This window comes from Cellulomonas sp. Y8 (genome assembly GCF_008033115.1).
Classification (GTDB): domain Bacteria; phylum Actinomycetota; class Actinomycetes; order Actinomycetales; family Cellulomonadaceae; genus Cellulomonas.
This window is the reverse complement of sequence record NZ_CP041203.1, coordinates 3,849,854-3,872,176: the sequence shown is the minus strand read 5'-3', so window position 1 is coordinate 3,872,176 and position 22,323 is coordinate 3,849,854. Positions and strand designations below refer to the sequence as shown.

Below are 22,323 nucleotides of genomic sequence, written 5' to 3'. Positions count from 1 at the left end.
GCGCGCAGGTCGCCGTCCGCGGCCGCGCGGTTCACGCGCCGCGGGTGAGGCCCCGGGCGCCCCGCGCGGCTGTGCTGGTGGGCGTCGGTGCGGGACGGGCGCGAGGACGGTGGGCGATGCCGGAGACCCTGCCCGCGCCGGTCCCGGTCCCGCACGACCCGGAGGTGGTGCGCGCCGCCGCCGAGGCCGCGGTGTGGGCGCACCCGGCGCTCCTGGGGTACCGCGAGCTGCGCACCGAGCTGCGGACCGGCGTCGCCGCGCTCGGGGTGCTCGACCACGACGAGGGGCCGCCCGCGCCCGGCGACGGCACCCGGTCCGCGGACCCGCTGCTGCTGCGGTCGAGCGCCTGGCTCGACCTGCGGGCCGAGCCCGCCGTCGTCGGCCACGCCGACCTCCCCGCCGGGCTGTACTCCGGGGCGCAGGTGATCGACCTGCTGGGCCGCACGGTCGCCCACGTCGGGGCCGCACGGACCGGCACGGGCGCGGGTGACTGGGCCGTCGTCGGCCCGGGCTGGGACGGGCCGGTCCCGCCCGGGGTGCGCGGGGTGCTGCGGTCGACCTCGTCGCTGGTGCGGGTGCTCACCCGCACCGCGGTGCCCCGCCCCGGCGATCTGCCCGCGGCGCGGGCCGTGCAGCGGGCGTACCGGGTGCGGCCCCTGCACGCGCTCGGCGGCGTCACCCCGCCCCGGCCGGCGCCGTCGGTCGCGTGGCTGCCGTGGGACGAGGAGCGCGCCTGGGGCGCCGGGTTCGTCGACTACCTCGCCCTGCTGCTCCGGCTCGCGCGGCCCGCCGACCCGGCGGACCGCGAGGGCGTCGAGCGGTGGGTGCGCCTCGGCGTGCTGCCCGGCGGGCCGGACGGGTGGGGGGCGCGCGGCCCGGACGCACGGACCCGGGTGCTCGTCGCGCGCGGGGCGGCGCTGGGGGCGGCGCAGCTCGAGGACGCGCTGCGCCGGGAGGGCCTGGGGTCGGGGACGGGGGGCGGTGCCGGGGCCGGCTCGGCGGCGCTGCGCCGGGCCGTCGCCGCGGAGCACGAGCTGCACGAGCCCGAGCCCGAGGAGGTCCGCACCCTGCGCTGGCGCGCCGTCGACGACGAGCCCCTGGACGGCCACCGGCGGTACCGCATGACGCTGCCGGCCCCCGTGCCCGCCCGGCTGCACTGGTCGCTCGCCGCCCACGCCGACCCCTCCGGCGAGCTCGTCGCGAACCCGGCCCGCCGGTACGCCCTCGGGCCGGGCACGCCGGACCTGCCCCGCGCACCCGACGGCGCGCTGGTCGTGGCGCTGCAGCACGACGCCCCGGTCGACGCCGCCGGCCGGGCCGGGTGGCTCCCCGTGCCGCCCGGGCCGTTCAGCCTGGTGCTGCGGCTCTACGCGCCCGAGCCGGGGCAGGAGTGGTCGCCGGTGCTCCGCGCCGTGGGGTGACCGCCGACGTCACGCGCGGCGGGACACGGCCTGGAGCTCCGCGATGTCCACCCCGAGGTCGCAGAGCAGCGCCACCACCCCGGTCAGCCCCGAGGCGTCGGGCACCTCGCAGGACAGGATCGCCCCGTCCCCGGTCGGCGCCGCCACGATGTCGGCGTAGTCGCCCAGCCCGCCGAGGTCCCGCTCGGGGCCGACGACCCGGATGTGGTAGAGCACCGCCCCGCCCCCTCCCGCGCCGCGTCCTGACCCGACGCCGCCAGCGTGGCGCCCGGCGCGCGCCGCGTCGTCACGCGCCGGGGGTGAGCCGCGGGGTCAGGAGAGGACGACGGCGACGGCGGCCCGGGTCTCGGGGAGCACCTCGAACGACCAGCTCCCGCTCAGGTCGTCCAGCGGCAGCACCGTGACCAGCGGCTCCGCGTCGAGGTCGGCGCCGTTCGAGCACGCGACGTCGGCCTCGCCCAGCACCTCGCCGCCGGCTGTGACGGTGAGGTGCGCACCCCGTCCACGCTCCGAGGCGCACAGCACCGTGACCTCGCGGGGGCCGCCCGGGGCGTCCGAGGAACCGCCGGTGAGCCCGACGTCCGGCCCGGCGGACCCGGTCGACCCGAACCGGTAGTCGCTGCCGGAGGGCATGAGCCCGTCGGACGACTCCGAGACCCGCGCGACGGCCGCGTCGAGGTCGAACGTGCCTCCCGCCGCCTGGACCCCGAGCACCGCCGCGACGGCGACCACCGGGACCGCGAGGGCCACGAGCGGGACCCAGCGGCGGGCGGGGCGGCGGGCCCCTGCCCGACGGTCGGGGTCCTCGGCGGGGGCGTCGTGCACGACCTCGACCAGGTCGCGAGGGCGGGCGCGCGCGGGACGGTCGTCGTCGGCAGCCATCCCCCGAGCCTCGCACGCAGAGGCCGTCCGGCGGGGTCGTCCGGTCGGTCGAGCCGACCGGCCCGCCGCGTCCCCTACTCTCGGCACGTGGCGGAGCGACGGGACGCGGTGCGCAACCGGCGGCTGATCGTCGCCGCGGCCGAGGCCGTGTTCCGCGAGGAGGGCGCGGCGGTTCCGCTCGACCGCGTGGCGCAGCGGGCCGGCGTCGGCCGGGGCACGCTGTACCGGCACTTCCCCGACCGGCTCGCCCTCGTCGCGGCGGTGTACGCGGCGCGGGTCGACGCGCTGGAGCGGCACGTCGGCACGCTGCCGCCGGAGCGCCTGGTCGAGCACCTGGTCGCCGAGATCGGGGCGCAGCAGGTCGCCGCGCCCGGGCTGTTCGGGGCCGTGCACGCCGCCGACGACCCGGCGGTCGCGGAGGTCGAGCGCCGGGCGGGCGCCCTGCTCGACGCCGCGCTGGCGGACGCCCGCGCCCGGGGCCGCGTGCGACCCGACGTGACGGCCGAGGACCTGCGGCTGCTGTTCGCGATGTCGGAGGGGGTGCTCGCCGTCGAGAGCGGCGACGCCGCCGCGCACGTGCGGCGCGCGCTCGTGCTCGGGCTGCGGGGCGTGCTCGTCGACGCGCCGGACGAGCTCCCCGCCGCGACGCTCGTCGTCGGCGGCCCGACGGACGCCTGACCCGCGCCGCCCGCTCCGCGCCCGCTCCCGCCTGTCCGCCCGCGCCGCCGCACCGCCGCCCGCCGACCGAGCAGCCGACACGTCGAGCGAGCAGGCGCCGGCTGCTCGCTCGACGCGTCGCGTACTCGCTCGGCGCACGCGACGCCGCGCCACGCCGCGTCGCGCCACGCCGCGTCGCGCCGCAGGGCACCCGCTCGGCCGTTGCGCCGTGCCGCCTTCCCGGGCCATGCTGAGGCCCAAACGGACATCGGTGTCCGGATCGCGTCGAGGAGGACCGCATGGGCACGAGCGACGAGCACGTCTACGACGTCGTGGTGGTGGGCACCGGCGCGGCCGGGTTCGCCACGGCGCTGGGGGCGGTGGACGAGGGCCTGAGCGTCCTCCTGCTCGAGAGCACCGACCGCTGGGGCGGCAGCACGGCGATGTCGGGCGGCGGCATGTGGCTGCCGGACAACCCGCTCATGCGGCGGGACGGCGTCGGCGACTCCCGCGCGGAGGCGCTCACCTACCTCGACGCCAGCGTGGGCGACGTCGGCCGGGCGTCGGACCGGGCACGCAAGGAGGCCTTCGTCGACGGCGTCGAGGACTTCGTCACCACGGCGGAGCGGCACGGCATGCGGTTCGTGCGGGCGACCGACTACCCGGACTACTACCCGGAGCTGCCGGGCGGCAAGATCGGCCGCGCGATCGAGGCGAAGCCCCTCGACACCAAGGTGATCGGCGACTGGTGGTCGACCTGCCGCGCCCTGGTCCCGCTGCCGATCAAGACGGACGACATGTGGCTGCTGGAGCGCGCCTGGTCGACGCCGGCCGGGTTCGTGCGCGGCGCCCGGTTCGTGTTCCGCACCCTGGGCGCGGTGGCCCGCGGGCAGCGGCTCGCCGGCATCGGGGCCGCCCTCGCGACGTCGTTCCTCGACGCGGTCGTGCAGCGCGGCGGCGCGTCGCTGTGGCTGGAGAGCCCGCTGGAGCAGCTGGTCGTCGAGGACGGCCGGGTCACGGGTGTGCGGGTCACCCGCGAGGGCCGGCCGGTCGTGGTGCGCGCCCGCCGCGGCGTGATGATCGCGGGCGGCGGGTTCGAGCACAACGCCGAGTGGCGGCAGAAGTTCCACGGCATCGACGGCGCCCCGTCGGGCAACCCCGGGAACGTCGGCCGGCCGATCGCGATCGCGCAGGAGGCGGGCGCGGCCGTGGAGCTCATGGACGACGCGTGGTGGGGCGCCTCGGTGGCGTCGCCGACGCCGGGCGAGCCGCCCGCGTTCCTGGTCGGCGAGCGCTCGCTCCCCTACTCGATCCTGGTGGACGCCCGCGGCGACCGGTTCGCCAACGAGTCCGAGTCCTACGTCGACCTCGGCCACCACATGCTCGAGCACGACCCGGACGGCGCCTACTGGCTGGTCGCCGACGCCCGGCACGCCCGCCGGTACCTGCGGAACTACGCCCTCGACCCCCGCGCCCTGCGCGCCCTGGCCGCCGCGGGGATGTACGTGAAGTCGCCCTCGCTCGCCGACCTGGCCGACCGGATCGGCGTCGACCCCGCGCGGTTCCGGGCCACGGTGCAGCGGTTCAACGGCTTCGCGCGCTCGGGCGTCGACGGCGACTTCGGCCGCGGCAACTCCGCGTACGACCGGTACTACGGCGACCCGACGGTGCACCCGAACCCGAACCTCGGCCCGCTGGAGCGCGGGCCGTTCACCGCGTTCCGGGTCGTCATCGGCGACCTCGGCACCAAGGGCGGCGTGCTGACCGACGCCGACGGGCGGGCGCTGCGCGAGGACGGCAGCGTCGTCGACGGGCTGTACGCGGCCGGGAACAGCTCGGCGTCGGTCATGGGCCGGACGTACCCCGGGCCGGGGTCGACGATCGGGCCGGCGGCGGTGTTCGGCCTGCGGGCGGCGCGGCGGATGGCGCGGACGGCGTAGACCCGCCCGGGCGGGCGGTGCGGCCCAGGAGCCACGTCGCGCACGCGGCCACCAGCAGCGGCACCGCCAGCCCGACGCCGGTCGCGGGCACGACGACGCCGGAGTCGTTGATCGCGAACCCGAACCCCAGCGCCACCGCGAGCGCCGTGAGCCCGCCGACCAGGAGCGGGGCGTCGTTCGTGAGCGCGCGCAGCGGCGCGCCGCCCGACAACCACGCGTACGGACCGCCGTCGGCCGCCCGCAGCGCCGAGCGCGCGGGGCGCCCGAGGAGGATGACGACCAGCAGCAGGCCGCCGATCGCCAGCAGGGTCTGCTCGCTGCCGAGCAGGATGCGCAGGTTGGTACCGGCCTTGCGCAGCAGGACGCCGCCCAGCCCGCCGTCCAGCACGGTCTCGACGAACCGGCCGAGGTGCGTCCGCTCGTCGGCCGGCCGCAGCCAGTCGAGCACGGACAGCACCACCGAGGCCGAGATCCCCGCGCCGACCACCAGCACCAGCCGGCGCCAGCCGAGCCGGGCCCCGGCCGTCACCACGACCAGCACCAGGAAGCCCGCGACGACCACCGGCGGGCCGCCGAAGTTCGCCCCGGTGGTCGGCATGGTCGACACGATGCCGGACACCACCCCGAGGGTCAGCAGCCCGGTGAGCGCGACCACCGCGGTCGCCGCCCGGCGCCGGCCCCGGCGGACCAGGGGGTCGACGAGCGCGACCGCGCCGAGGACCGTCGCGGTGACGAACAGGGCGAGCGCCGGGTTGCCGAACCCGTAGAACCGCCCGGCCACCAGCGAGCCCGGGCCCATCAGCGAGTCGAGCGACAGCCGCGCCCCGAGCGCGACGTCGAGGCCGAGCACCGTCGCCGTGATCGCGGCGACGACGCCGACCGGGCCGAGCGGGACCCGCCGCCACGCCGGGACCGCGCACGCCGTCGCCGACACCACGAGCGCGAACGCCGCGACGAGCGGGCCGAGGACCCACCCCGGCTCCCCCGAGCGCCACCACGGCACCAGGTTCGCCAGGAACGTCGCCACCGGGATCGACGCGACCGCGACCGCGGCGACGCGGAGCACCTCGAGCACCCCGCGGGCCTGGGCCTGCTCCTGGTCCGCGTGCGGCGCCTCCGCGGCAGCCCGGGACCGCCGGCGGACCCACGCCAGCAGGGACCGCCCGCGGCGGGTCAGCCCCACGGTCACCGCGGCGTACAGCGCGAGGTTCAGGCCGACCCACAGCACGTAGAACCCCGAGACGCGCGGCGCGACCGCCTGGGCGCGCCGGTTCTGGTCGACGAGCGCCGCGACACGCTCGGCGCCCGTCCGGTCGTCGGCGGCGGCCCGCACCGGCGCGCCCACGAGCGCGCCCGCGGCGGCGTGGTCCCGGATGCCGAGCGCGTCGAGGACGGTCGGCGCGACGTCGGTCGTCTGCAGCAGGCCGGGCTGCCGCGTCGAGGCGGACCCGAGCAGGCCGCCGGGCGCGCCGAGGCCGGTCGCGGCCGCCACCTGCAGGTGCGCGCGGCGGCCGGAGTCGGCCACCGAGACCAGCAGGACGGTCGGGTCCGCGTCCGACAGGCGGGCGGCCTCGAGGGCGGCACCGAGGCGGGCGTCCAGCGCCCGGACCTGCTCGGCGCGGTCCGGTTCGGCGACGACCTCGGGGCCGACCTCCTGGGCGGGGTCGGCCCGGGTGGCGTCCACCGGGGACCCGTCCGCCTCGCCGCCGGCGCGGTCGGACGCGACGCGGTCCCGCGTCGCCCGGCCCGGGTCGCGCACCGAGCCCGCGTCCACGACCACCAGCGACGACCCGGCCAGCGCGGCCGCCGTCGCGTCGCGCAGGTCGTCGACGCCCTCGGGCCGGTCGACGTGCTCCTCCACCACCCGGCCGTCCGCGCCGGCGAGGGCGACCGCCGCGCCCGGCCCGATGCCGGTCGCGGCGAGACCGGACGACGCGACGGCGTCGCCGAGCAGCCCGAGCCGGGAGTCGTACGCGGAGGCGTCCGTCGCCGCGACGTAGTCGTCCCAGCCCGGCACCCGGCCCGCCGCGCCGGGCTCGGTCAGGGTGCGGCAGCTCCCGTCGGCGACCCGGGTGTCGTCCGCGCGACCGCCCGCGCCGACGGCGAGCCAGCCGGCGCTCGGGCAGGTGAACGAGCGCACGCTCCGGACGACCGTGCTCCCGACGGCGCCCGTCGCGGCGAGCTCCGCGAGGGCCGGGGTGCCGACGGCGCTCAGGTCGTCCCAGCGCAGGCCGGTGACGCCGACGAGCAGCACGGGCGGCTCGGCCGCCGTCTCGGCGGGCCTCGCCGCGGCGGCGCGGTCCGCCGCGCCCGGCAGCGCGCGCGGCAGCGCGCCCGGCACCCCGGCCGATGCCCCGACCGGGGTCACGAGCACCGCCACGAGCAGGGCGGTCAGGGTCGTGAGGGCACGGCGGAGCAGCGGGGAGAGCGGGGGCACCGGTTCACCGTACGAGCCGCCGCACCCCCGCACCGGCCACTCAGGCCGCGTGGCCGCCCGGCTGCCCGGGCCGTGCGCAGGACGCACACGAGATCGTCACGGGACGCCCGCGACGGGCCGGCGCACCACGACGAGGACCCCCGGCCGGAGCGATCCGACCGGGGGTCCTCGGCTGTCCGGGGCCGGACCGGTCAGGCGGTGGCGTCCTCCGCACGGGCGGCCACCTGCGCGGCCGTCCGCCGCCGGACCGCGAGCACCGTGGCGCCGCCCCCGACCAGAAGCAGCCCGGCGAGCGCGAGCGGCGCCGCGAGGTCGGCGCCCGTCACGGCCAGCCGGCCGCCGGCGCCGGACGCGGTGCTGCCGGCGCCCCCGCCGGTCCCGGAGGCCGCACCCGCGCCGGACCCCGCGCCCGGGTCGACCGTGCCGTCGTCGCCCGCCGCGGCGGGCAGCACCGTCACGCCGAGCCGGGCCTCCCCGCTGACCGCCGAGACGACCAGCGTGTGCGCGCCGGCCGGCACCGAGGCGGGGACCACGACCCGCGCGACGGCCCGGCCGTCCGCGCCGGCCACGACGGTCGCGAGCGTGACCGGGTCGGAGTTCAGCACCACCGACACGCGCTCGCCGGCCGCGAACCCGGCCAGCGCCAGGTCGACCGGCTCGCCGACCCGCAGCGTCGTCGCGCCGCCGGGCAGCGTCACCGACTTCGGCGTGAACACCGCGCCGAGGTCGAGCGCGTAGTCGTGCCCGACGAACTTCTTGAGCTCCGGGCTCGGCAGCTCCTGCGCGACGGTGCCCGTGCCGTAGATGTCGACCTCGCCGGCGTCCTGCAGCAGGCGGACGACGGTGCCGTCCGCGAGCGACGAGGCGCTGACGATGCCCTCGTACGAGCCGTCCCAGCCGGCGAGCGACGGCAGGGCCGCCGAGCGCACGGGAGCATCCGCCGGGTCGCCGTTCCAGCCGAACAGCGTGAACTCGCCCTCCTCGTCGGAGCCGCCGGCCAGGATCAGGTACCGCCCGTCGCCGGTGCGCTCCATGTCGCGGATCGCGAGGCCGTCGAGGTCGAGCAGGACCGGCTCGCCGATCTGCGGGGTGGCCGTCCCCGCCACGACGCCGGCGATGTCCCGGACGCCGATGACGACGGCGCGCTCGACGCCGTCGGCGCCGGTGATGATCGGCGAGCGGAAGCCGAGCCACAGCGTGGTGCCGTCGGGGGCGATCGTCGCGCCCTCCAGGTTCAGCGAGTGCGGCCCGCGCGCCGAGGTGCCCGGCCGGGTCGCGGCGGTGAATCCGAAGTGGTCGGCGCCCAGGCCGTGGCCGTCGGCCGCGTCCCAGTCGACGAGCGCCTGGCGGATGCCGTGCGCCGACCCGACGTACTCGAGCGTGGTGGCCGCGCCGGAGCCGTGCACGCGGGTGGCGACCACGACGTCCCGCGCCGGCCGGACGTTGCCGCTGTTGGTGTTCCCGAGGGAGCCGACCCAGTAGATCGTGTCGCCGACGCGCGCGGCGGCCTCGATGTCCCAGGCGTCGTCCGGGCGCGACGGGTCGCCGGGTGCGACCTGCGCCTGGACGTCGAACTCCGCCACCGGCTCGCCGCCCGCGGGGGCGAACAGGCGGATCTGGTTGCTGTCGTCGTCGCCGGCGAGGAAGTAGCCGTCGCCCACGTCGTACGCGGCCGAGGCGTCGGACATGCCGACGTAGGCCGCGGCGGTCGGGTCGGCCAGCGCGGCGGAGACCCAGTAGTCGAGCACCGAGGTCGCGGTGCGGCCGTCGGCGGTCGTGGCGGTGACCGTGATCGGGGCGCGACCGGCGGCCGTCGGCGTGGCGGTCAGCGTGAACCGGCCGCCCGCGGCCGTCGTGAGCCGGATCGCCGAGTCGGCGAGAACGGCGGCGTCGCCGGAGGTCGCCGTCAGCGTGACGTCCTCGCCGAGGGGGTCCGCCACGGTGCCGGTCGCCGCCGGGTTGGCCGGGTCGCCGACGACCGCGGACAGCGCGTTGCCGGTGCCGCCCGCGACACGCACGTCCCAGGCCAGCGTCGGCAGCTCCTCCCCCGGGTCGACCGCGTCGGTGCCCGGCACGTAGCCCGGGGCGAACGCGACGCCGCGGAACGCGGTGCCCGGCGCCGCCTGCGCGATCGTGCGCTCCTGCGCGACGTCGAACGTGGCGTCGCCGGTGTCGATCAGCCGGACCGCCTCGTTGCCCTGGAGGGCGCCGCGGACCGCGTACAGCACGACGTCGTCGCCGGCCACGCGGCCGGTGACGCCCCAGAACGCGCCGGCGTAGCTCCCGACGTAGGTCCAGGCGGCGCCGTCGCGGACGTACTTCGCCAGGCCGGGGCTCGTGCCCTCGGTGTAGGTGACGTACAGCAGGTCGTCGCCGACGAACGTGAAGTCGTGCGCGACGTCGGAGCCGGCGGGGGCGGCCGCGACGAGCGTCTGGGCGGCGCCCCCGGTCGTGGGCAGGCCGGTGCCGACGGCGCTGACGCCGGAGAACCCGGAGCGGTCGCTCGACACGTACAGCTGCCCGTCGTGGATCACGGGCACCCGCGCGTTGTTGAGCGTCGACGAGCCGGACACCACCGCGGTCGGCGCGTCGCCGCCCCGGGGGACCGCCAGCACGCCGCCCTTGGTCGTCGGCGCGTCGTTGCCGTGCCCGCCTGCCCAGAGCGTCGAGCCGTCCGCCGTCACCACGCCGCGGACGTGCCGCTTCGAGAAGCCGTCGGCCAGCGTCGTCGAGGTGTCGACCGAGCCGTCCGCGCCCACCAGCGCCGCCACCCGGAGCAGCCCCGGGGCGTCGGCGTCGTTCACGGCGGCGGTGCCGGGCGCCGCGTCGTACCCGCCGAGCGTCACGTACCGGTGGTCGGCCGACTGCTGGAGCGCGCCCTGCTGGTCCCGGTCGGCGCCGAGGGTGAACGCGTGCTGACCCGTCCCCGCGTCGGCGGCGGTCGGCAGCGCGATGCTGCCACCCAGGACGCCCTCGCCGTCGAGCAGCTGGATCGCGACCGGCACCGCCACGTTGCCCGTGGTGGCGCCGTCGCCGACCACCGACAGGGCGAGGCGGTCGGGGTCCGGGTCGGCGGCGCCGGCGGACGCGGCGAGGCCGGTCCCCGTCAGCGCGGCGGCGACGGCGATCGCCGCCAGGCGTGGTGCGAGGCGTCGTGCGAGGCGCATGGGTGGCGGACCTCCGGGTCGGGGGTGCGAGGGGGCGCCCGGGCGCGGCGGCGCTGCGGCGCGCGCACGACGGGCCCGCCCACCCAACCGGGACGGGGTCAACCGGAGGTGAACGGCGGGTGGCCGGGGCGCCACGCGGGGGCCAAGGGCAGGGGCGCCGTGCGGTTCCGGCTACCCGGCGGCGCGCGGCGGCCCGGCCGGGCCGCCGATCGGGCACCACGCCGCCACCAGCCACGGTGACGCTGCGGTGGCACGGGACCGTCGTCCCGGGTGAAACCCGCCCGGATCGCCGGAATCACCCTCCCGCTCCATCGCCTCGGGGCACAGTGAGCGCACAGGGCCCCTCGACGAACGGACACCGACGTGCGCGCAGCAGTGAGCACCCCCCGACCCCGAGCTGCCGTCCAGAACGCGCGTCGGGTCGCAACGGCCGCGCTGAGTGCAGTCCTCGCCCTGTGCGCGACCGCCCTGCCCGCCTCAGCCCGGACGGGCACCTTCGACGATGAGACCGGGGAGCCCGGTCTCATCGCCACGACCGACATCGCGCGGTACTCCCTGCGCCTGGACGGCTCCACGGCGAAGGCGACGATCTACTTCGCAGCCTGGGACCCCTCCGTGGTCGACCGGTACCAGTACTCCGCGGCGATCGAGACGACCGGTGACGTCCGGGTCGAGTACCAGATGATCAAGCTCTCGGTCGGCAACGGGTCCGGGAACGACGGGCGGACCGAGCTGCTCAGGCCGACCGGTATGGACTCGGAGGTCGTGCCCGGTTGCCCTGTCACCTTCACCCCGTCGGCCACGTCCCGCAGCGTCAGCCTGAGCGTCGCCGCGGAGTGCATCGGTAGCCCGTCCGCGGCACGCGTCTCGGTGTACGCGGTTCCGATCTTCGGGGCGATGGAGACGGACAGCGCACCGAGCGACGAGTACGCCTACAGCCCGTGGGTGACCGCGGGCCCGAGCGGACCGGACGTGCCGACGCTGCCGGTGTACCGGTTCTGGAGCCCCGGATTCGACAACGCCCACTTCTTCACCACGAACCCCGACGAGGCCGCGCGGTTGACCGCGAGCGACCGGAACTGGGTCGCCGAGGGCCAGCCGTTCTCCGCGTTCGCCGCCGACGGCAGCACCTGCGCCGCCGGGACGACGGCGGTGCACCGGTTCTACTCGATGCGGTTCCGGTCCCACTTCTTCACCGCCAGCGCCGCCGAGAAGAACGCAATCGTCGCCGGCGACAAGAACTGGGCCTACGAGGGCGTCGCCTACTGCGCGACCACCACCGCGCAGCCGGGCACCACGCCCCTGTACCGGTTCTGGAGCCCGACGTTCGGCAAGCACCACTTCACCACCGACGCCGCCGAGGCCCGCCGGCTCGACGTGGACGACCCGAGCTGGGACGCCGAGGGCATCGCGTACTACGTCGCCCCCTGACGCGTCCTCGTCCCGCCTCGAGAGGCCCGGCACTACGTTGACGGCACGACCTCGACGTCCGCGAAGGTGCGGTTCGACGCTTCCGCTCGGGGTCTCGGTGGTGAACCACGGCGGGAGGCGCCATGCGGGTGCACGGAGAACAGGTCATCGGTCGGCCCGCCCGGGCAGCGACCGCGTCGGTGGTGCTCGCGCTGTCGCTCGCGATGGTGATGGGTACGGGGCCCGCCCCCCGCGCGGGGCATGTCCACGGGTCACGACACGGCCGTCCTGCCGACACGTGTCGAGCTGGATCCGCTGCCCGGCGGCCCCGGGCTGTTCCGCGACGGGCACTACTACGCGAGCCTGCCCTATCAGACCGGGCACTCGGGCTGGCCCGGGCCAGGCACGGTCGACATCGGTCAGACCGGTGACCGCTTCGTGATGCTGAACTCCTTCCGGTACTGCAACCGGTGGCCGTCGGGGTGCAGCTGGGACGAGGGCGGGTTCGGCGGTGCGACGGTTGTCCGGCCGGGGGCCGGCGGAGGCGTCCAGTGGTTCCAGATGGGCACGGCCGCGTACCCGCCCGGGCAGACCACTTACCGCAGCTTCTTCTTCGGGAACCCCGGGGACATCCCGCTGGCGCTGACGATGCAGGACCAGATCCGGGTTCCCGCGGTGTTCCGCCCGTCGACCGGGCAGTGGTTCGTCGCCACCGGCTACGGACCCGAGACGGGGCCGCCCGGCGGCGCGATCGCACTGTCCTACGGCGACCCGGGCGACGTGCCGGTCGTCGGAGACTGGGACGGCGACGGGACGCAGACCCCGGGAGTGTTCCGGAACGGGGTGTTCTACCTGCTCAACTCGCTGCGCTCGGGCGGTGCCGACATCGTCGTACGGTTCGGCAACCCGGGGGACGTCCCCCTCGGCGGGGACTGGGACGGGGACGGGGACGCCACGGTCGGGGTGTACCGTGCCGGCCGCTGGTTCCTCACCGACGACTCCGACGCGGCCCGCGTCGGCCACGTCTTCGACAACGGCACCGCGGACTTCCAGCCCTACGTCCCCTGACCTGCAGGCGTGCCGGAAGAGGCGCGGGAGTCCGATGCGCCGGCCCGCCCCCGGTCGGCGGTGCGATCGCGCTCCGGGCGGGAGGAGCGCGCGCTGACCTGCGCGTCGAGTAGTGGGCCCGGCCGGTCTCGAACCGACGACCTCCGCGGTGTAAGCGCGGCGCTCTGACCAACTGAGCTACAGGCCCCTGCTGCGGTGCGCAGCCTACCGGTGCGGGTGCTGCCCCTGGACGCGGGTCACAGCCCTGCGACCGCCTCGCGGTACGCCGCGAACGGCCGCGCGACCCCGGCGGCGGACTCGACCGACCACCGCAGGACACCGGCGGCGTCGAGCAGGAACGACCCCCGCCGCGCGTACCCGTCGACCTCGTCGAGCACGCCGTACGCCCGCGCCGCGGCGCCGTGCGGCCAGAAGTCCGACAGCAGCGGGAACGTGTACCCGTCCTGCTCGGCCCAGGCGCGCAGCGAGGGCGCGGGGTCGCAGGACACGGCCCGGACGTCGACGCCCGCGAGCTCGGGCAGGTGCGCCTGCAGCTCGGTGAGCTCGGCGGTGCACACCCGCGAGAACGCGAACGGCACGAACACGAGCAGCACCGGTCGGGCGGACGGTCCGCCGACCGCCACCTGCGCGCCGTGCGCGTCCGGCAGCGTCAGCGCGGGCGCGGCGGCGCCGACGACCGGCGGCCCCGCGGCCCCGCTCACGACCGGGAGGTCAGCGCCCGCGGCCGCGGCTGCCGAGGCGCGTCGCGGACCAGTCGCCCGCGATCGAGAACGTGCTCGTCGCGTGCAGGCCGGCCGTCGTCGCGGCCTCCTCGATGTCGTCGTGCCCGACGTGGCCGTCGCGGCCCGGCTTCGGGGTGAGGACCCACATCTGGCCGCCATCGTCGAGCACGGTCATGGCGTCCATGAGGGTGTCGGCCAGGTCGCCGTCCTCGTCGCGGAACCAGATGACCACGCCGTCCACGACGTCGTCGTAGTCCTCGTCGACGAGCTCCGTGCCGGTGATCTCCTCGACCCCGGACCGCAGGGCGTCGTCGACGTCGTCGTCGTAACCGAACTCCTGGACCACCTGGCCCGAGGTGAACCCGAGACGGCCCGCCCCCGAGGGAGCGTCGCCGGTGCTGGATGCCACGTCCTGACCTGTTCCTTCCGTCGGGCGTGCCGGGCCGGTCCCGAGCACCACCTGTTCGATGATCACCGAACGGTAGCCCACCGCACCCCACGTCCGCGTGGCAAGCGGCGTCGTGGCGCCGGGATGTCGGCGCGGCGCGGACCAGCGCGTCCGGCCCGCAGGACGCCGCGACCCGGCCGAGGTGTCCGCCCGGGACCGCGCCGGGCACCGCACCCGGAGGTCCTCGCGGGCCGCGCGACCCGCACGCGCACCCCGGAAAGCGCCCGTGACGTGCCCGGACGTGACCGGGGACACCCTCCCGGGAGCCGATTGTCACGGACGTCACGCATCCCGACCGGTGGACTGGGAGACTTTCGGTGTCCGGACGGCGGACAATGGTCCTACTACCCGCCCGGCGGCGGCGCGCACCGAAACCGGCGCGCACGCCGGCGGGCCGAGATGCGCACCGGGGCCGACCGGCCCCCCGCGTGGAGAGGCGAGGAGCACTGGTGGCTTCGAAGGACGAGCGCGGACCGCTCATCAACGGCCTGCTGAGCCAGGTCCCGGACGTGGACCCCGAGGAGACCTCCGAGTGGGTCGAGTCCATCGACGGGCTCATCGACGACAAGGGCGGCCCCCGGGCCCGCTACGTGCTGCTGAGCATGCTCAAGCGAGCGCGTGAGCGGAACGTCGCGGTGCCGGCCGAGCTGAACACGCCGTACGTCAACACCATCGGCGTCCACGAGGAGCCGTACTTCCCGGGTGACGAGGTGCTGGAGCGCCGGTACCGCTCCTGGAACCGGTGGAACGCCGCGGTCATGGTGACCCGCGCGCAGCGCCCCGGCGTCGGCGTCGGCGGCCACATCTCGTCGTACGCGTCGGTGGCGACGCTGTACGAGGTGGGCCTCAACCACTTCTTCCGCGGCAAGGACCACCCGGGCGGCGGCGACCAGATCTACTTCCAGGGCCACGCCTCCCCCGGCGTCTACGCCCGCGCGTTCCTCGAGGGCCGGCTGTCCGAGCACCAGCTCGACGGCTTCCGCCAGGAGGTCTCGCACCCGGGCGGCGGGCTGCCGTCCTACCCGCACCCGCGCCTGATGCCGGACTTCTGGGAGTTCCCGACGGTGTCGATGGGCCTCGGCCCGGCGTCGGCGATCTACCAGGCGTGGACCAACAAGTACCTGCACCTGCGCGGCATCAAGGACACCAGCCAGCAGGACGTCTGGGCGTTCCTCGGCGACGGCGAGATGGACGAGCCCGAGTCGCGCGGCATGCTGCAGCACGCCGCCCAGCAGGGCCTCGACAACCTGACCTTCGTGGTGAACTGCAACCTGCAGCGCCTCGACGGCCCGGTCCGCGGCAACGGCAAGATCATCCAGGAGCTCGAGGCGCAGTTCCGCGGCGCCGGCTGGAACGTCATCAAGGTCGTGTGGGGCCGCGAGTGGGACGCCCTGCTCAACGCCGACAAGGACCGCGCGCTCGTCCACCTGATGAACGAGACGCCCGACGGCGACTACCAGACGTACCGCGCGGAGAACGGCGCGTTCATCCGCGAGCACTTCTTCGGGCGCGACCCGCGCACCAAGCAGCTCGTCGAGAAGATGACCGACGACGAGATCTGGGCGCTCAAGCGCGGCGGCCACGACTACCGGAAGATCTACGCCGCCTACAAGGCCGCGCGCGAGCACACCGGGCAGCCGACCGTCATCCTGGCGCACACCGTCAAGGGCTACGGCCTGGGCTCCGGCTTCGCCGGGCGCAACGCCACGCACCAGATGAAGAAGCTCAAGGGCGCCGAGCTCAAGGCCCTGCGCGACTCGCTCTCCATCCCGATCACGGACGAGCAGATCGACGAGAACCCGTACCTGCCGCCGTACTTCCACCCCGGCCAGGACGACCCGGCGATCCAGTACCTCCAGGAGCGCCGCCGCCAGCTGGGTGGCTACGTGCCCGAGCGCCGCTCGACGCACAAGCCGCTGACGCTGCCGGGCGACCAGGCCTACGAGCTGCTGAAGAAGGGCTCCGGCACGCAGGAGGTCGCCACGACGATGGCGCTCGTGCGGCTGTTCAAGGACCTCGTGAAGGACAAGGAGCTGGGCAAGCGCCTGGTCCCGATCATCCCCGACGAGGCCCGCACGTTCGGCCTGGACTCGATCTTCCCGAGCGCGAAGATCTTCAACACGAACGGCCAGAACTACCTCGCCGTCGACCGCGACCTCATGCTCTCCTACAAGGAGTCCGAGTCCGGCCAGATCATGCACACCGGCATCAACGAGGCCGGTTCCGCCGCCGCGTTCCAGTCGGTGGGCACGTCGTACGCCACGCACGGCGAGGCGCTGATCCCGTTCTACTTCTACTACTCGATGTTCGGGTTCCAGCGGACGGCCGACCAGTTCTGGGCGGCCGGCGACCAGATGACCCGCGGGTTCCTCATCGGCGCCACCGCCGGCCGCACCACGCTGACCGGCGAGGGCCTGCAGCACGCCGACGGCCACTCGCCGCTGCTGGCCGGCACCATGCCGCACGTCGTGCACTACGACCCGGCGTACGGCTACGAGATCCGGCACATCGTCCGCGACGGCATCCAGCGGATGTTCGGCGAGGACGGCCGCGAGCCCGACGTCATCTACTACCTGACGGTCTACAACGAGCCGATCGTCCAGCCGGTCGAGCCGGAGGACGTGGACGTCGAGGGCATCCTGAAGGGCATCCACCTGCTGTCCCCGGCCGAGGGCGACGGGCCGAAGGCCCAGATCCTCGCGTCCGGCGTGGCGGTGCCGTGGGCGCTCGAGGCGAAGCAGCTGCTCGCCGACGACTGGGGAGTGCACGCCGCGGTCTGGTCCGTGACGTCCTGGAACGAGCTGCGCCGCGAGGCGCTGGCCGCCGACCAGCACGCGTTCCTGAACCCGGGCGAGGAGGCGCGCACGCCGTACCTCACCGCCAAGCTCCAGGGCGCCGAGGGCCCGTTCGTCGCCACCACCGACTACGACCACCTCGTCGCCGACCAGGTGCGCGAGTGGATCCCGGGCCGGTACGCCACGCTCGGCGCCGACGGGTTCGGGTTCTCCGACACCCGCGCCGCCGCCCGCCGGCACTTCAAGATCGACGGCCCGTCGACCGTGGTCCGCGTCCTGCAGCAGCTCGCCCGCGAGGGCAAGGTCGCGGCGGACGCCCCGGCGCAGGCCATCGAGCGGTACCGGCTGCACGACGTGACCGCCGGGACCTCCGGCAACGCGGGCGGCGAGTCCTGACCGGACGAGCCTAACGCACGCGACGGGCCCCGCACCCCTCCACGGAGGGATGCGGGGCCCGTCGCCGTCCCGGGGGCGATGCGCGGCGTGCCTGGGTGCGCCGGGACCGGTGGTTCGTGCTCGAGATCGGTGCTTGCAAGCACCGATCTCGAGCGGAACCACCGATCTCGGCGACCTCCCGCCGCGCGTCAGGCGCCCGCGTGCCGCTCCGCCTGGTCGACCAGGCGCGTCAGCTCGCGGCGCATCTGGGCGATGTCGTCCTGCTTCGGGTACAGGTCGAGGCTCGCGAGGTGCTGCTTGGCGTCGAGCGGCCGGTCGGCCTCGACGGCGGCGAGCACGAGCTCGCGCCCGACCTCGGGGTCGTGGTCCTTCGGGTGCCAGTGCCCGGTGCCGAGGCCGAGCGCCTCGACGGGCAGCCCCGCCTCGCGCAGCAGCCGCAGGCCGGCGACCAGGGCCGCGCCCGAGGAGTCGCGCTCGGCGGCTGTCGTCAGCCGGCGGAGCGTCCCCTCCAGGTCGTCGCGCACGGACAGCCGCGCGACCTCGACCAACGGGTACCAGGCCCGCGGGTTGCCGGCGAGCTCCTCGCCGAGCGACCACACGGCCAGGTCGGCGGCGCGCTGGCGCTCCGCGTCGTCGGCCTCGGCGGTCAGGGGGTCGTCGTCGACGCCGGTCACGGCGTGCCGGCGGACGATCTCGGCGAGGGCCGCGAAGGCGCGCTCGTCGTTGGGATCGTCGCCGAGGCGGGACCTCAGGGCGTCCTCCTGGGGGACGTCGCCGTGCCGGGGGGCAGCCGTCGGCCGGCGCGCCCCGATCCGGGACGCGGGCGCAGGGCGGCCCAGCAGGCGGCGCAGTCGGGGCAGCAGAGCCATGACGCGACACTATCCGGTGCACTCGTCCCGCACCGGTCGAACGGCCCGCAGCTCCCCGCGCCACGGCCCGGACCTTTGTCGGTTCCCCACAACGGGGCCCTATGCTCACGCCATGCCTCAGCCCCGCCGGACGTCCGCGGCCCCCGCCCCCGAGGGCGCCGCCCCGGCCCCGTCGCCCGCCGCGCCGTCGACCCCGACCGCCGCGACCGCGACACCGCCCGAGGCCCCGGCCGGCGACGCCCCCCGGGCCGCCGCCCCGGTCGACGGCCTGTCCCCCGCCCGCACCCGCACCCGCGCCGGCCGCATCGCCACCGCGCCGGACGCGAGCAACGGCGAGACCCTGCGCCGCGTCCGCGAGGGCAGCGGCGTGCTGGCCGCGGCGGCGATGCGCCGGCTGGACGAGGACCTCGACTGGTACCGCGCCCTGCCCGCCGACGACCGGTCCTGGGTCGGGCTCGTCGCCCAGGCCGGCATCACCGCCTTCGTCACCTGGTTCGCCGACCCGTCCCGCCCGCCGCACGGCGTCGGCGAGATCTTCGCGACCGCCCCGCCCGAGCTGACCCGGTCGATCTCCCTGCAGCACACGCTGCAGCTGGTCCGCGTGGTGGTCGACGTCGTGGAGTCGCACAGCGACCGGCTCGCGGCGCCCGGCGGCGAGCGCGACCTGCTCGAGGCCGTGCTGCGGTACTCCCGCGAGGTGGCGTTCTCGGCCGCCGAGGTCTACGCCCGCGCCGCCGAGGTCCGTGGCGCCTGGGACGCCCGGCTGGAGGCGCTGGTCGTCGACGCCCTGCTGCGGGGCGACGTCGACGACTCGCTGCGGTCCCGGGTCGCGGCGCTCGGCTGGAGCGGCCGCGGCAGCACGCTGGTCGTCGTCGGCACCACCGCCTCCCCGCTCGACGACGTCCGGACATCCGACCTGCGCCGGGCGACCCGCCGCGCCGCGGACGACGCGCTGGTCGGCATCCAGGGCGACCGGCTCGTGGTGTTTCTCGGCGGCACCGGCGACCTGCGTGAGGCCGCGGCGTCCCTGCTCCCGCGGTTCGGTCCCGGCCCCGTGGTCCTCGGCCCGACCGGCGAGGACCTCGCCGACGCCGCCCGGTCCGCCCGCGCCGCGCTCGCCGGGCTGGCCGCGATCTCCGCGTGGCCGCAGGCGCCGCGCCCCGTGCTCGCCGACGACCTGCTGCCCGAGCGGGTGCTCGTCGGCGACGCGAGCGCCCGCGCCCTGCTGGTCGAGCAGGCGTACGTCCCGCTGCTGGCCAGCACCGGCAGCCTGCTGGAGACCCTCACCGCGTACCTGGCGGCGGGCCGGTCCCTGGAGGCCGCGGCCCGCACGCTCTACGTGCACCCGAACACGGTCCGCTACCGCCTGCGCCGCGTCGCCGAGGTCACGGGCTGGGACCCGCTGGACCCCCGCGAGGCCTACGTCCTCCAGCAGGCCCTCGCGGTCGGCCGCCTGGACCACCCCGGCGCCTGACTCCCGCCGAGGTCGTCGGTTCCGGCCACCGCACCCCCGGCGGAACCGACGACCTCGGGCGCAACCGCCGACCTCGCGCCCCGCGGGACGCCGCGGGACGCCGCGGGGGTTGTGGGACCCGGACAAGTCGGACCCGGCAACGGTGTGCGGGTCGTGAGCGGGCGCGGCGCGTCCGCACCGGCAGAGTGGTCGGGTGCTCGCGATCGTCTGCCCCGGACAGGGCGCCCAGACCCCCGGAATGCTCGCCCCCTGGCTCGAGCTGCCCGGATCCGCCGACCGCCTGGCGGCCTTCTCGGAGGCCTCGGGCGTCGACCTGACGGCGCACGGGACGACCTCCGACGCCGACACCATCCGCGACACCGCGGTGGCCCAGCCCCTCATCGTGTCCACCTCGCTCCTCGCGCTCCGAGCGCTCGAGGACGAGGGCGGCGCGGTGACCGCCGGCGCCACGGCGGGGCACTCGGTCGGCGAGTTCGCCGCCGCGGCCGTCGCGGGCGTGCTCGACGACGCCGCCGCGGTGGCCCTGGTCGGGCAGCGCGCCCGGTTCATGGCCGAGGCCGCGGCCGCCGAGCCCACCGGGATGACCGCCGTCCTCGGCGGCGACCCGGACGAGGTGCTCGCGGCGATCGAGGCGGCCGGCCTGTGGCCCGCCAACGTCAACGGCGGCGGCCAGGTCGTCGCCGCCGGTGCGCAGGACGCGCTGGCCCGGTTCGCCGAGAACCCGCCGGCCCGCGCCCGCGTCGTGCCGCTGCAGGTGGCCGGCGCGTTCCACACCCCGTTCATGCAGCCCGCCCGCGACGCGTTCGCCGCCGTCGCCGCCGAGGCCGCCGCCGCGTCGCCCCGCGTGACCCTGCTCACCAACGCCGACGGCACCGCCTTCGGCCCGGACGCCGCCGGCGCCGACGTCGTGGCCCGCCTGGTGTCGCAGATCGCCCAGCCGGTGCGCTGGGACCTGTGCCAGGCGACCCTCGTCGAGCTCGGCGTGACCGGCCTGCTGGAGCTCGCCCCGGGTGGTGTGCTCAAGGGCCTGGCCCGGCGTAGCCTGCCCGGGGTGGAGACGGTCGCGATCACCTCGCCGGCCGACCTGCCCGCCGCCCGGGACCTCGTCGCCCGCCACACCGCGACCCCCGGCGCCGCGCCCACGACCGACGACTCCCGGGAGACCGCGAAGTGACCCGCCCCACCCTGACCCAGGCGACCGGCCCCGCCCACACGCGGATCCTCGGCCTGGGCGCCGCCCGCGGCGAGAACGTCGTCCCGAACGACGACCTGGTCGGCCCGATCGACTCCTCGGACGAGTGGATCCGGCAGCGCACCGGCATGGTGACCCGCGTCCGCGCGGGCGCCGACACCGACGTGCTGGACCTGGCCGAGGCCGCCGCCCGCCAGGCGATCGCGAACGCGGGCCTGACCGGCGCGGACATCGACGCGGTCATCCTGGCGACCGTCACCTACTTCCACCAGACGCCGTCGGGCGCCGCGATCCTCGCGGACCGGCTCGGCGCGACCCCGGCCGCCGCGTTCGACGTGTCGGCCGCCTGCGCGGGCTACTGCTACGGCATCGGCCAGGCGGACGCCCTGGTGCGCGCCGGCACCGCGCGCAACGTGCTGGTCATCGGCGCGGAGAAGATGAGCGAGTTCGTCGACCCCACGGACCGCTCCATCTCCTTCCTGCTCGGCGACGGCGCGGGCGCGGTCGTCATCGGCCCGTCGGACTTCCCCGGCATCGGCCCGACCGTGTGGGGCTCGGACGGCTCGCAGTCGCAGGCCATCCGCCAGACCCACTCCTGGCTGGACACCCGGGACAACGGCGCGGGCTGGCCGACGCTGCGCCAGGAGGGCCCGAGCGTCTTCAAGTGGGCCGTCTGGCAGATGGCCCCGGTCGCCGAGAAGGCCCTGGCCGCCGCGGGCGTCACCGCCGACCAGATCGACGCGTTCATCCCGCACCAGGCGAACATGCGGATCATCGACCAGATGATCAAGCAGCTGAAGCTGCCCGAGACCGTCGCGGTCGGCCGGGACATCGCCGACACCGGCAACACGTCGGCCGCCTCCATCCCCCTGGCCACCGAGCGCCTCATCCGCGAGGGCCAGGTCAAGAGCGGCGACCTGGCGCTCCAGATCGGCTTCGGCGCGGGCCTCGTCTACGCCGCCCAGGTGGTCGTGCTGCCCTGACGGGCCGCGCGACCGCAGTACCGTTCATCGACCGCACGACCGTCGCCCCGCCTCACGGCGGGGTGCAGCACACAACCAAGGAGACACCGATGGCGCACAGCGAGCAGGAGATCCTGGCCGGCCTGGCCGAGATCGTCAGCGAGGAGACCGGCCTGCCGACCGACTCGGTCCTGCCCGAGAAGTCGTTCACGGACGACCTCGACATCGACTCCCTGTCGATGATGACGATCGTGACCCTGGCCGAGGAGAAGTTCGAGGTCCGCATCCCGGACGACGAGGTCAAGAACCTCGCGACCGTCGGCGACGCGGTGTCGTTCATCTCGAACGCCCAGGCCTGAGACACCCGACCGGGGTCCGCGCCGCGCCGCCGCCTCGCGCGGCGTCGACGGGAGCCGAGCGCTCCCGCGGCGCGGACCCCGGTCGCGTCCCGGCACCCCCGGGGCACCCCCGAACCACCCGCAC

At 76.4% G+C, this 22,323-nt stretch carries 17 protein-coding genes and 1 tRNA gene; 10 read left to right on the top strand and 8 right to left on the bottom strand.

The genetic code is table 11. From position 1 onward, the window contains the following. The first annotated feature begins 116 nt into the window (after positions 1 to 116). On the top strand, positions 117 to 1,421 hold the full coding sequence (locus FKM96_RS17555; RefSeq protein ID WP_147796329.1) for a DUF1254 domain-containing protein: 1,305 nt from the start codon (positions 117 to 119) through the stop codon (positions 1,419 to 1,421). 9 nt (positions 1,422 to 1,430) lie between these two features. Here the strand turns inward: FKM96_RS17555 and FKM96_RS17550 are convergent, their stop codons facing one another. After that, a complete protein-coding gene (locus tag FKM96_RS17550) occupies positions 1,431 to 1,637 on the bottom strand; it encodes a hypothetical protein (protein WP_147796328.1) in 207 nt (68 codons plus the stop codon). 96 nt (positions 1,638 to 1,733) lie between these two features. After that, positions 1,734 to 2,303 carry a hypothetical protein gene (locus tag FKM96_RS20850; protein WP_168216822.1) on the bottom strand — a complete coding sequence of 190 codons (570 nt, stop codon included), beginning with the start codon at positions 2,301 to 2,303 and terminating at the stop codon, positions 1,734 to 1,736. A gap of 87 nt (positions 2,304 to 2,390) precedes the next feature. Between FKM96_RS20850 and FKM96_RS17545 the strand changes: the two genes are divergently transcribed. Both FKM96_RS17545 and FKM96_RS17540 read left to right on the top strand, forming a co-directional pair. Then, positions 2,391 to 2,981 (top strand): TetR/AcrR family transcriptional regulator, encoded by a 591-nt coding sequence (locus FKM96_RS17545; RefSeq protein WP_210417294.1) that lies wholly within the window; start codon positions 2,391 to 2,393, stop codon positions 2,979 to 2,981. Between the two features lie 278 nt (positions 2,982 to 3,259). Then, positions 3,260 to 4,900, top strand: a complete 1,641-nt coding sequence (locus tag FKM96_RS17540; protein ID WP_147796326.1) for an FAD-binding protein — start codon at positions 3,260 to 3,262, stop codon at positions 4,898 to 4,900. Here the strand turns inward: FKM96_RS17540 and FKM96_RS20845 are convergent. Together FKM96_RS20845 and FKM96_RS17535 are read right to left on the bottom strand one after the other, a co-directional pair. Beyond that, positions 4,806 to 7,337: a hypothetical protein gene (locus tag FKM96_RS20845; protein WP_168217030.1), complete on the bottom strand. Its 2,532-nt coding sequence runs from the start codon at positions 7,335 to 7,337 to the stop codon at positions 4,806 to 4,808. The two genes, FKM96_RS17540 and FKM96_RS20845, sit on opposite strands and share 95 nt — an antisense overlap. A 191-nt stretch (positions 7,338 to 7,528) precedes the next feature. Then, the gene (locus FKM96_RS17535) at positions 7,529 to 10,504 is read right to left on the bottom strand and encodes a hypothetical protein (protein ID WP_147796325.1); all 2,976 of its coding nucleotides are present in this window, start codon (positions 10,502 to 10,504) and stop codon (positions 7,529 to 7,531) included. 375 nt (positions 10,505 to 10,879) lie between these two features. Between FKM96_RS17535 and FKM96_RS17530 the strand changes: the two genes are divergently transcribed. Together FKM96_RS17530 and FKM96_RS17525 are read left to right on the top strand one after the other, a co-directional pair. Further along, positions 10,880 to 11,935: a hypothetical protein gene (locus tag FKM96_RS17530; RefSeq protein ID WP_147796324.1), complete on the top strand. Its 1,056-nt coding sequence runs from the start codon at positions 10,880 to 10,882 to the stop codon at positions 11,933 to 11,935. A 240-nt stretch (positions 11,936 to 12,175) separates the two neighbouring features. Beyond that, complete coding sequence (locus FKM96_RS17525) at positions 12,176 to 12,982, top strand: hypothetical protein (protein ID WP_147796323.1); 807 nt, start codon at positions 12,176 to 12,178, stop codon at positions 12,980 to 12,982. A 113-nt stretch (positions 12,983 to 13,095) separates the two neighbouring features. On the opposite strand, the gene FKM96_RS17520 is transcribed toward FKM96_RS17525, so the two are convergent. From FKM96_RS17520 to FKM96_RS17510, 3 genes are all read right to left on the bottom strand, one after another. Further along, a tRNA-Val gene (locus FKM96_RS17520) sits at positions 13,096 to 13,169 on the bottom strand. A gap of 49 nt (positions 13,170 to 13,218) precedes the next feature. Next, complete coding sequence (locus tag FKM96_RS17515) at positions 13,219 to 13,683, bottom strand: redoxin domain-containing protein (protein ID WP_147796322.1); 465 nt, start codon at positions 13,681 to 13,683, stop codon at positions 13,219 to 13,221. A 10-nt stretch (positions 13,684 to 13,693) separates the two neighbouring features. After that, on the bottom strand, positions 13,694 to 14,113 hold the full coding sequence (locus FKM96_RS17510) for a DUF3052 domain-containing protein (protein ID WP_147796321.1): 420 nt from the start codon (positions 14,111 to 14,113) through the stop codon (positions 13,694 to 13,696). A 488-nt stretch (positions 14,114 to 14,601) separates the two neighbouring features. On the opposite strand from FKM96_RS17510, the gene aceE reads away from it, so the two are divergent. Then, positions 14,602 to 17,343, top strand: coding sequence for a pyruvate dehydrogenase (acetyl-transferring), homodimeric type (gene aceE, locus FKM96_RS17505; RefSeq protein ID WP_147796320.1), 2,742 nt, complete (start codon positions 14,602 to 14,604; stop codon positions 17,341 to 17,343). Between the two features lie 188 nt (positions 17,344 to 17,531). Here the strand turns inward: aceE and FKM96_RS17500 are convergent, their stop codons facing one another. Further along, positions 17,532 to 18,212: a hypothetical protein gene (locus FKM96_RS17500; RefSeq protein WP_147796319.1), complete on the bottom strand. Its 681-nt coding sequence runs from the start codon at positions 18,210 to 18,212 to the stop codon at positions 17,532 to 17,534. Positions 18,213 to 18,324: 112 nt separating this feature from the next. Between FKM96_RS17500 and FKM96_RS17495 the strand changes: the two genes are divergently transcribed. From FKM96_RS17495 to FKM96_RS17480, 4 genes are all read left to right on the top strand, one after another. Further along, positions 18,325 to 19,686, top strand: a complete 1,362-nt coding sequence (locus FKM96_RS17495) for a CdaR family transcriptional regulator (protein ID WP_246855049.1) — start codon at positions 18,325 to 18,327, stop codon at positions 19,684 to 19,686. A 193-nt stretch (positions 19,687 to 19,879) separates the two neighbouring features. Next, a complete protein-coding gene (locus tag FKM96_RS17490; protein ID WP_147796318.1) occupies positions 19,880 to 20,860 on the top strand; it encodes an ACP S-malonyltransferase in 981 nt (326 codons plus the stop codon). Beyond that, positions 20,857 to 21,861 (top strand): beta-ketoacyl-ACP synthase III, encoded by a 1,005-nt coding sequence (locus FKM96_RS17485; RefSeq protein WP_147796317.1) that lies wholly within the window; start codon positions 20,857 to 20,859, stop codon positions 21,859 to 21,861. The genes FKM96_RS17490 and FKM96_RS17485 overlap by 4 nt, the downstream gene beginning before the upstream one ends. An 89-nt stretch (positions 21,862 to 21,950) precedes the next feature. Further along, positions 21,951 to 22,199 (top strand): acyl carrier protein, encoded by a 249-nt coding sequence (locus tag FKM96_RS17480; protein ID WP_146838928.1) that lies wholly within the window; start codon positions 21,951 to 21,953, stop codon positions 22,197 to 22,199. Positions 22,200 to 22,323: the final 124 nt, after the last annotated feature.

Bases quoted from the DNA above. Each gene is read 5' to 3' on its own strand.
- FKM96_RS17500 (WP_147796319.1), bottom strand. From the start codon at position 18,212: ATGGCTCTGCTGCCCCGACTGCGCCGCCTGCTGGGCCGCCCTGCGCCC.
- FKM96_RS17540 (WP_147796326.1), top strand. From the start codon at position 3,260: ATGGGCACGAGCGACGAGCACGTCTACGACGTCGTGGTGGTGGGCACC.
- FKM96_RS17495 (WP_246855049.1), top strand. From the start codon at position 18,325: ATGCCTCAGCCCCGCCGGACGTCCGCGGCCCCCGCCCCCGAGGGCGCC.
- FKM96_RS17555 (WP_147796329.1), top strand. From the start codon at position 117: ATGCCGGAGACCCTGCCCGCGCCGGTCCCGGTCCCGCACGACCCGGAG.
- FKM96_RS17535 (WP_147796325.1), bottom strand. From the start codon at position 10,504: ATGCGCCTCGCACGACGCCTCGCACCACGCCTGGCGGCGATCGCCGTC.
- FKM96_RS17480 (WP_146838928.1), top strand. From the start codon at position 21,951: ATGGCGCACAGCGAGCAGGAGATCCTGGCCGGCCTGGCCGAGATCGTC.
- FKM96_RS20850 (WP_168216822.1), bottom strand. From the start codon at position 2,303: ATGGCTGCCGACGACGACCGTCCCGCGCGCGCCCGCCCTCGCGACCTG.
- FKM96_RS17525 (WP_147796323.1), top strand. From the start codon at position 12,176: ATGTCCACGGGTCACGACACGGCCGTCCTGCCGACACGTGTCGAGCTG.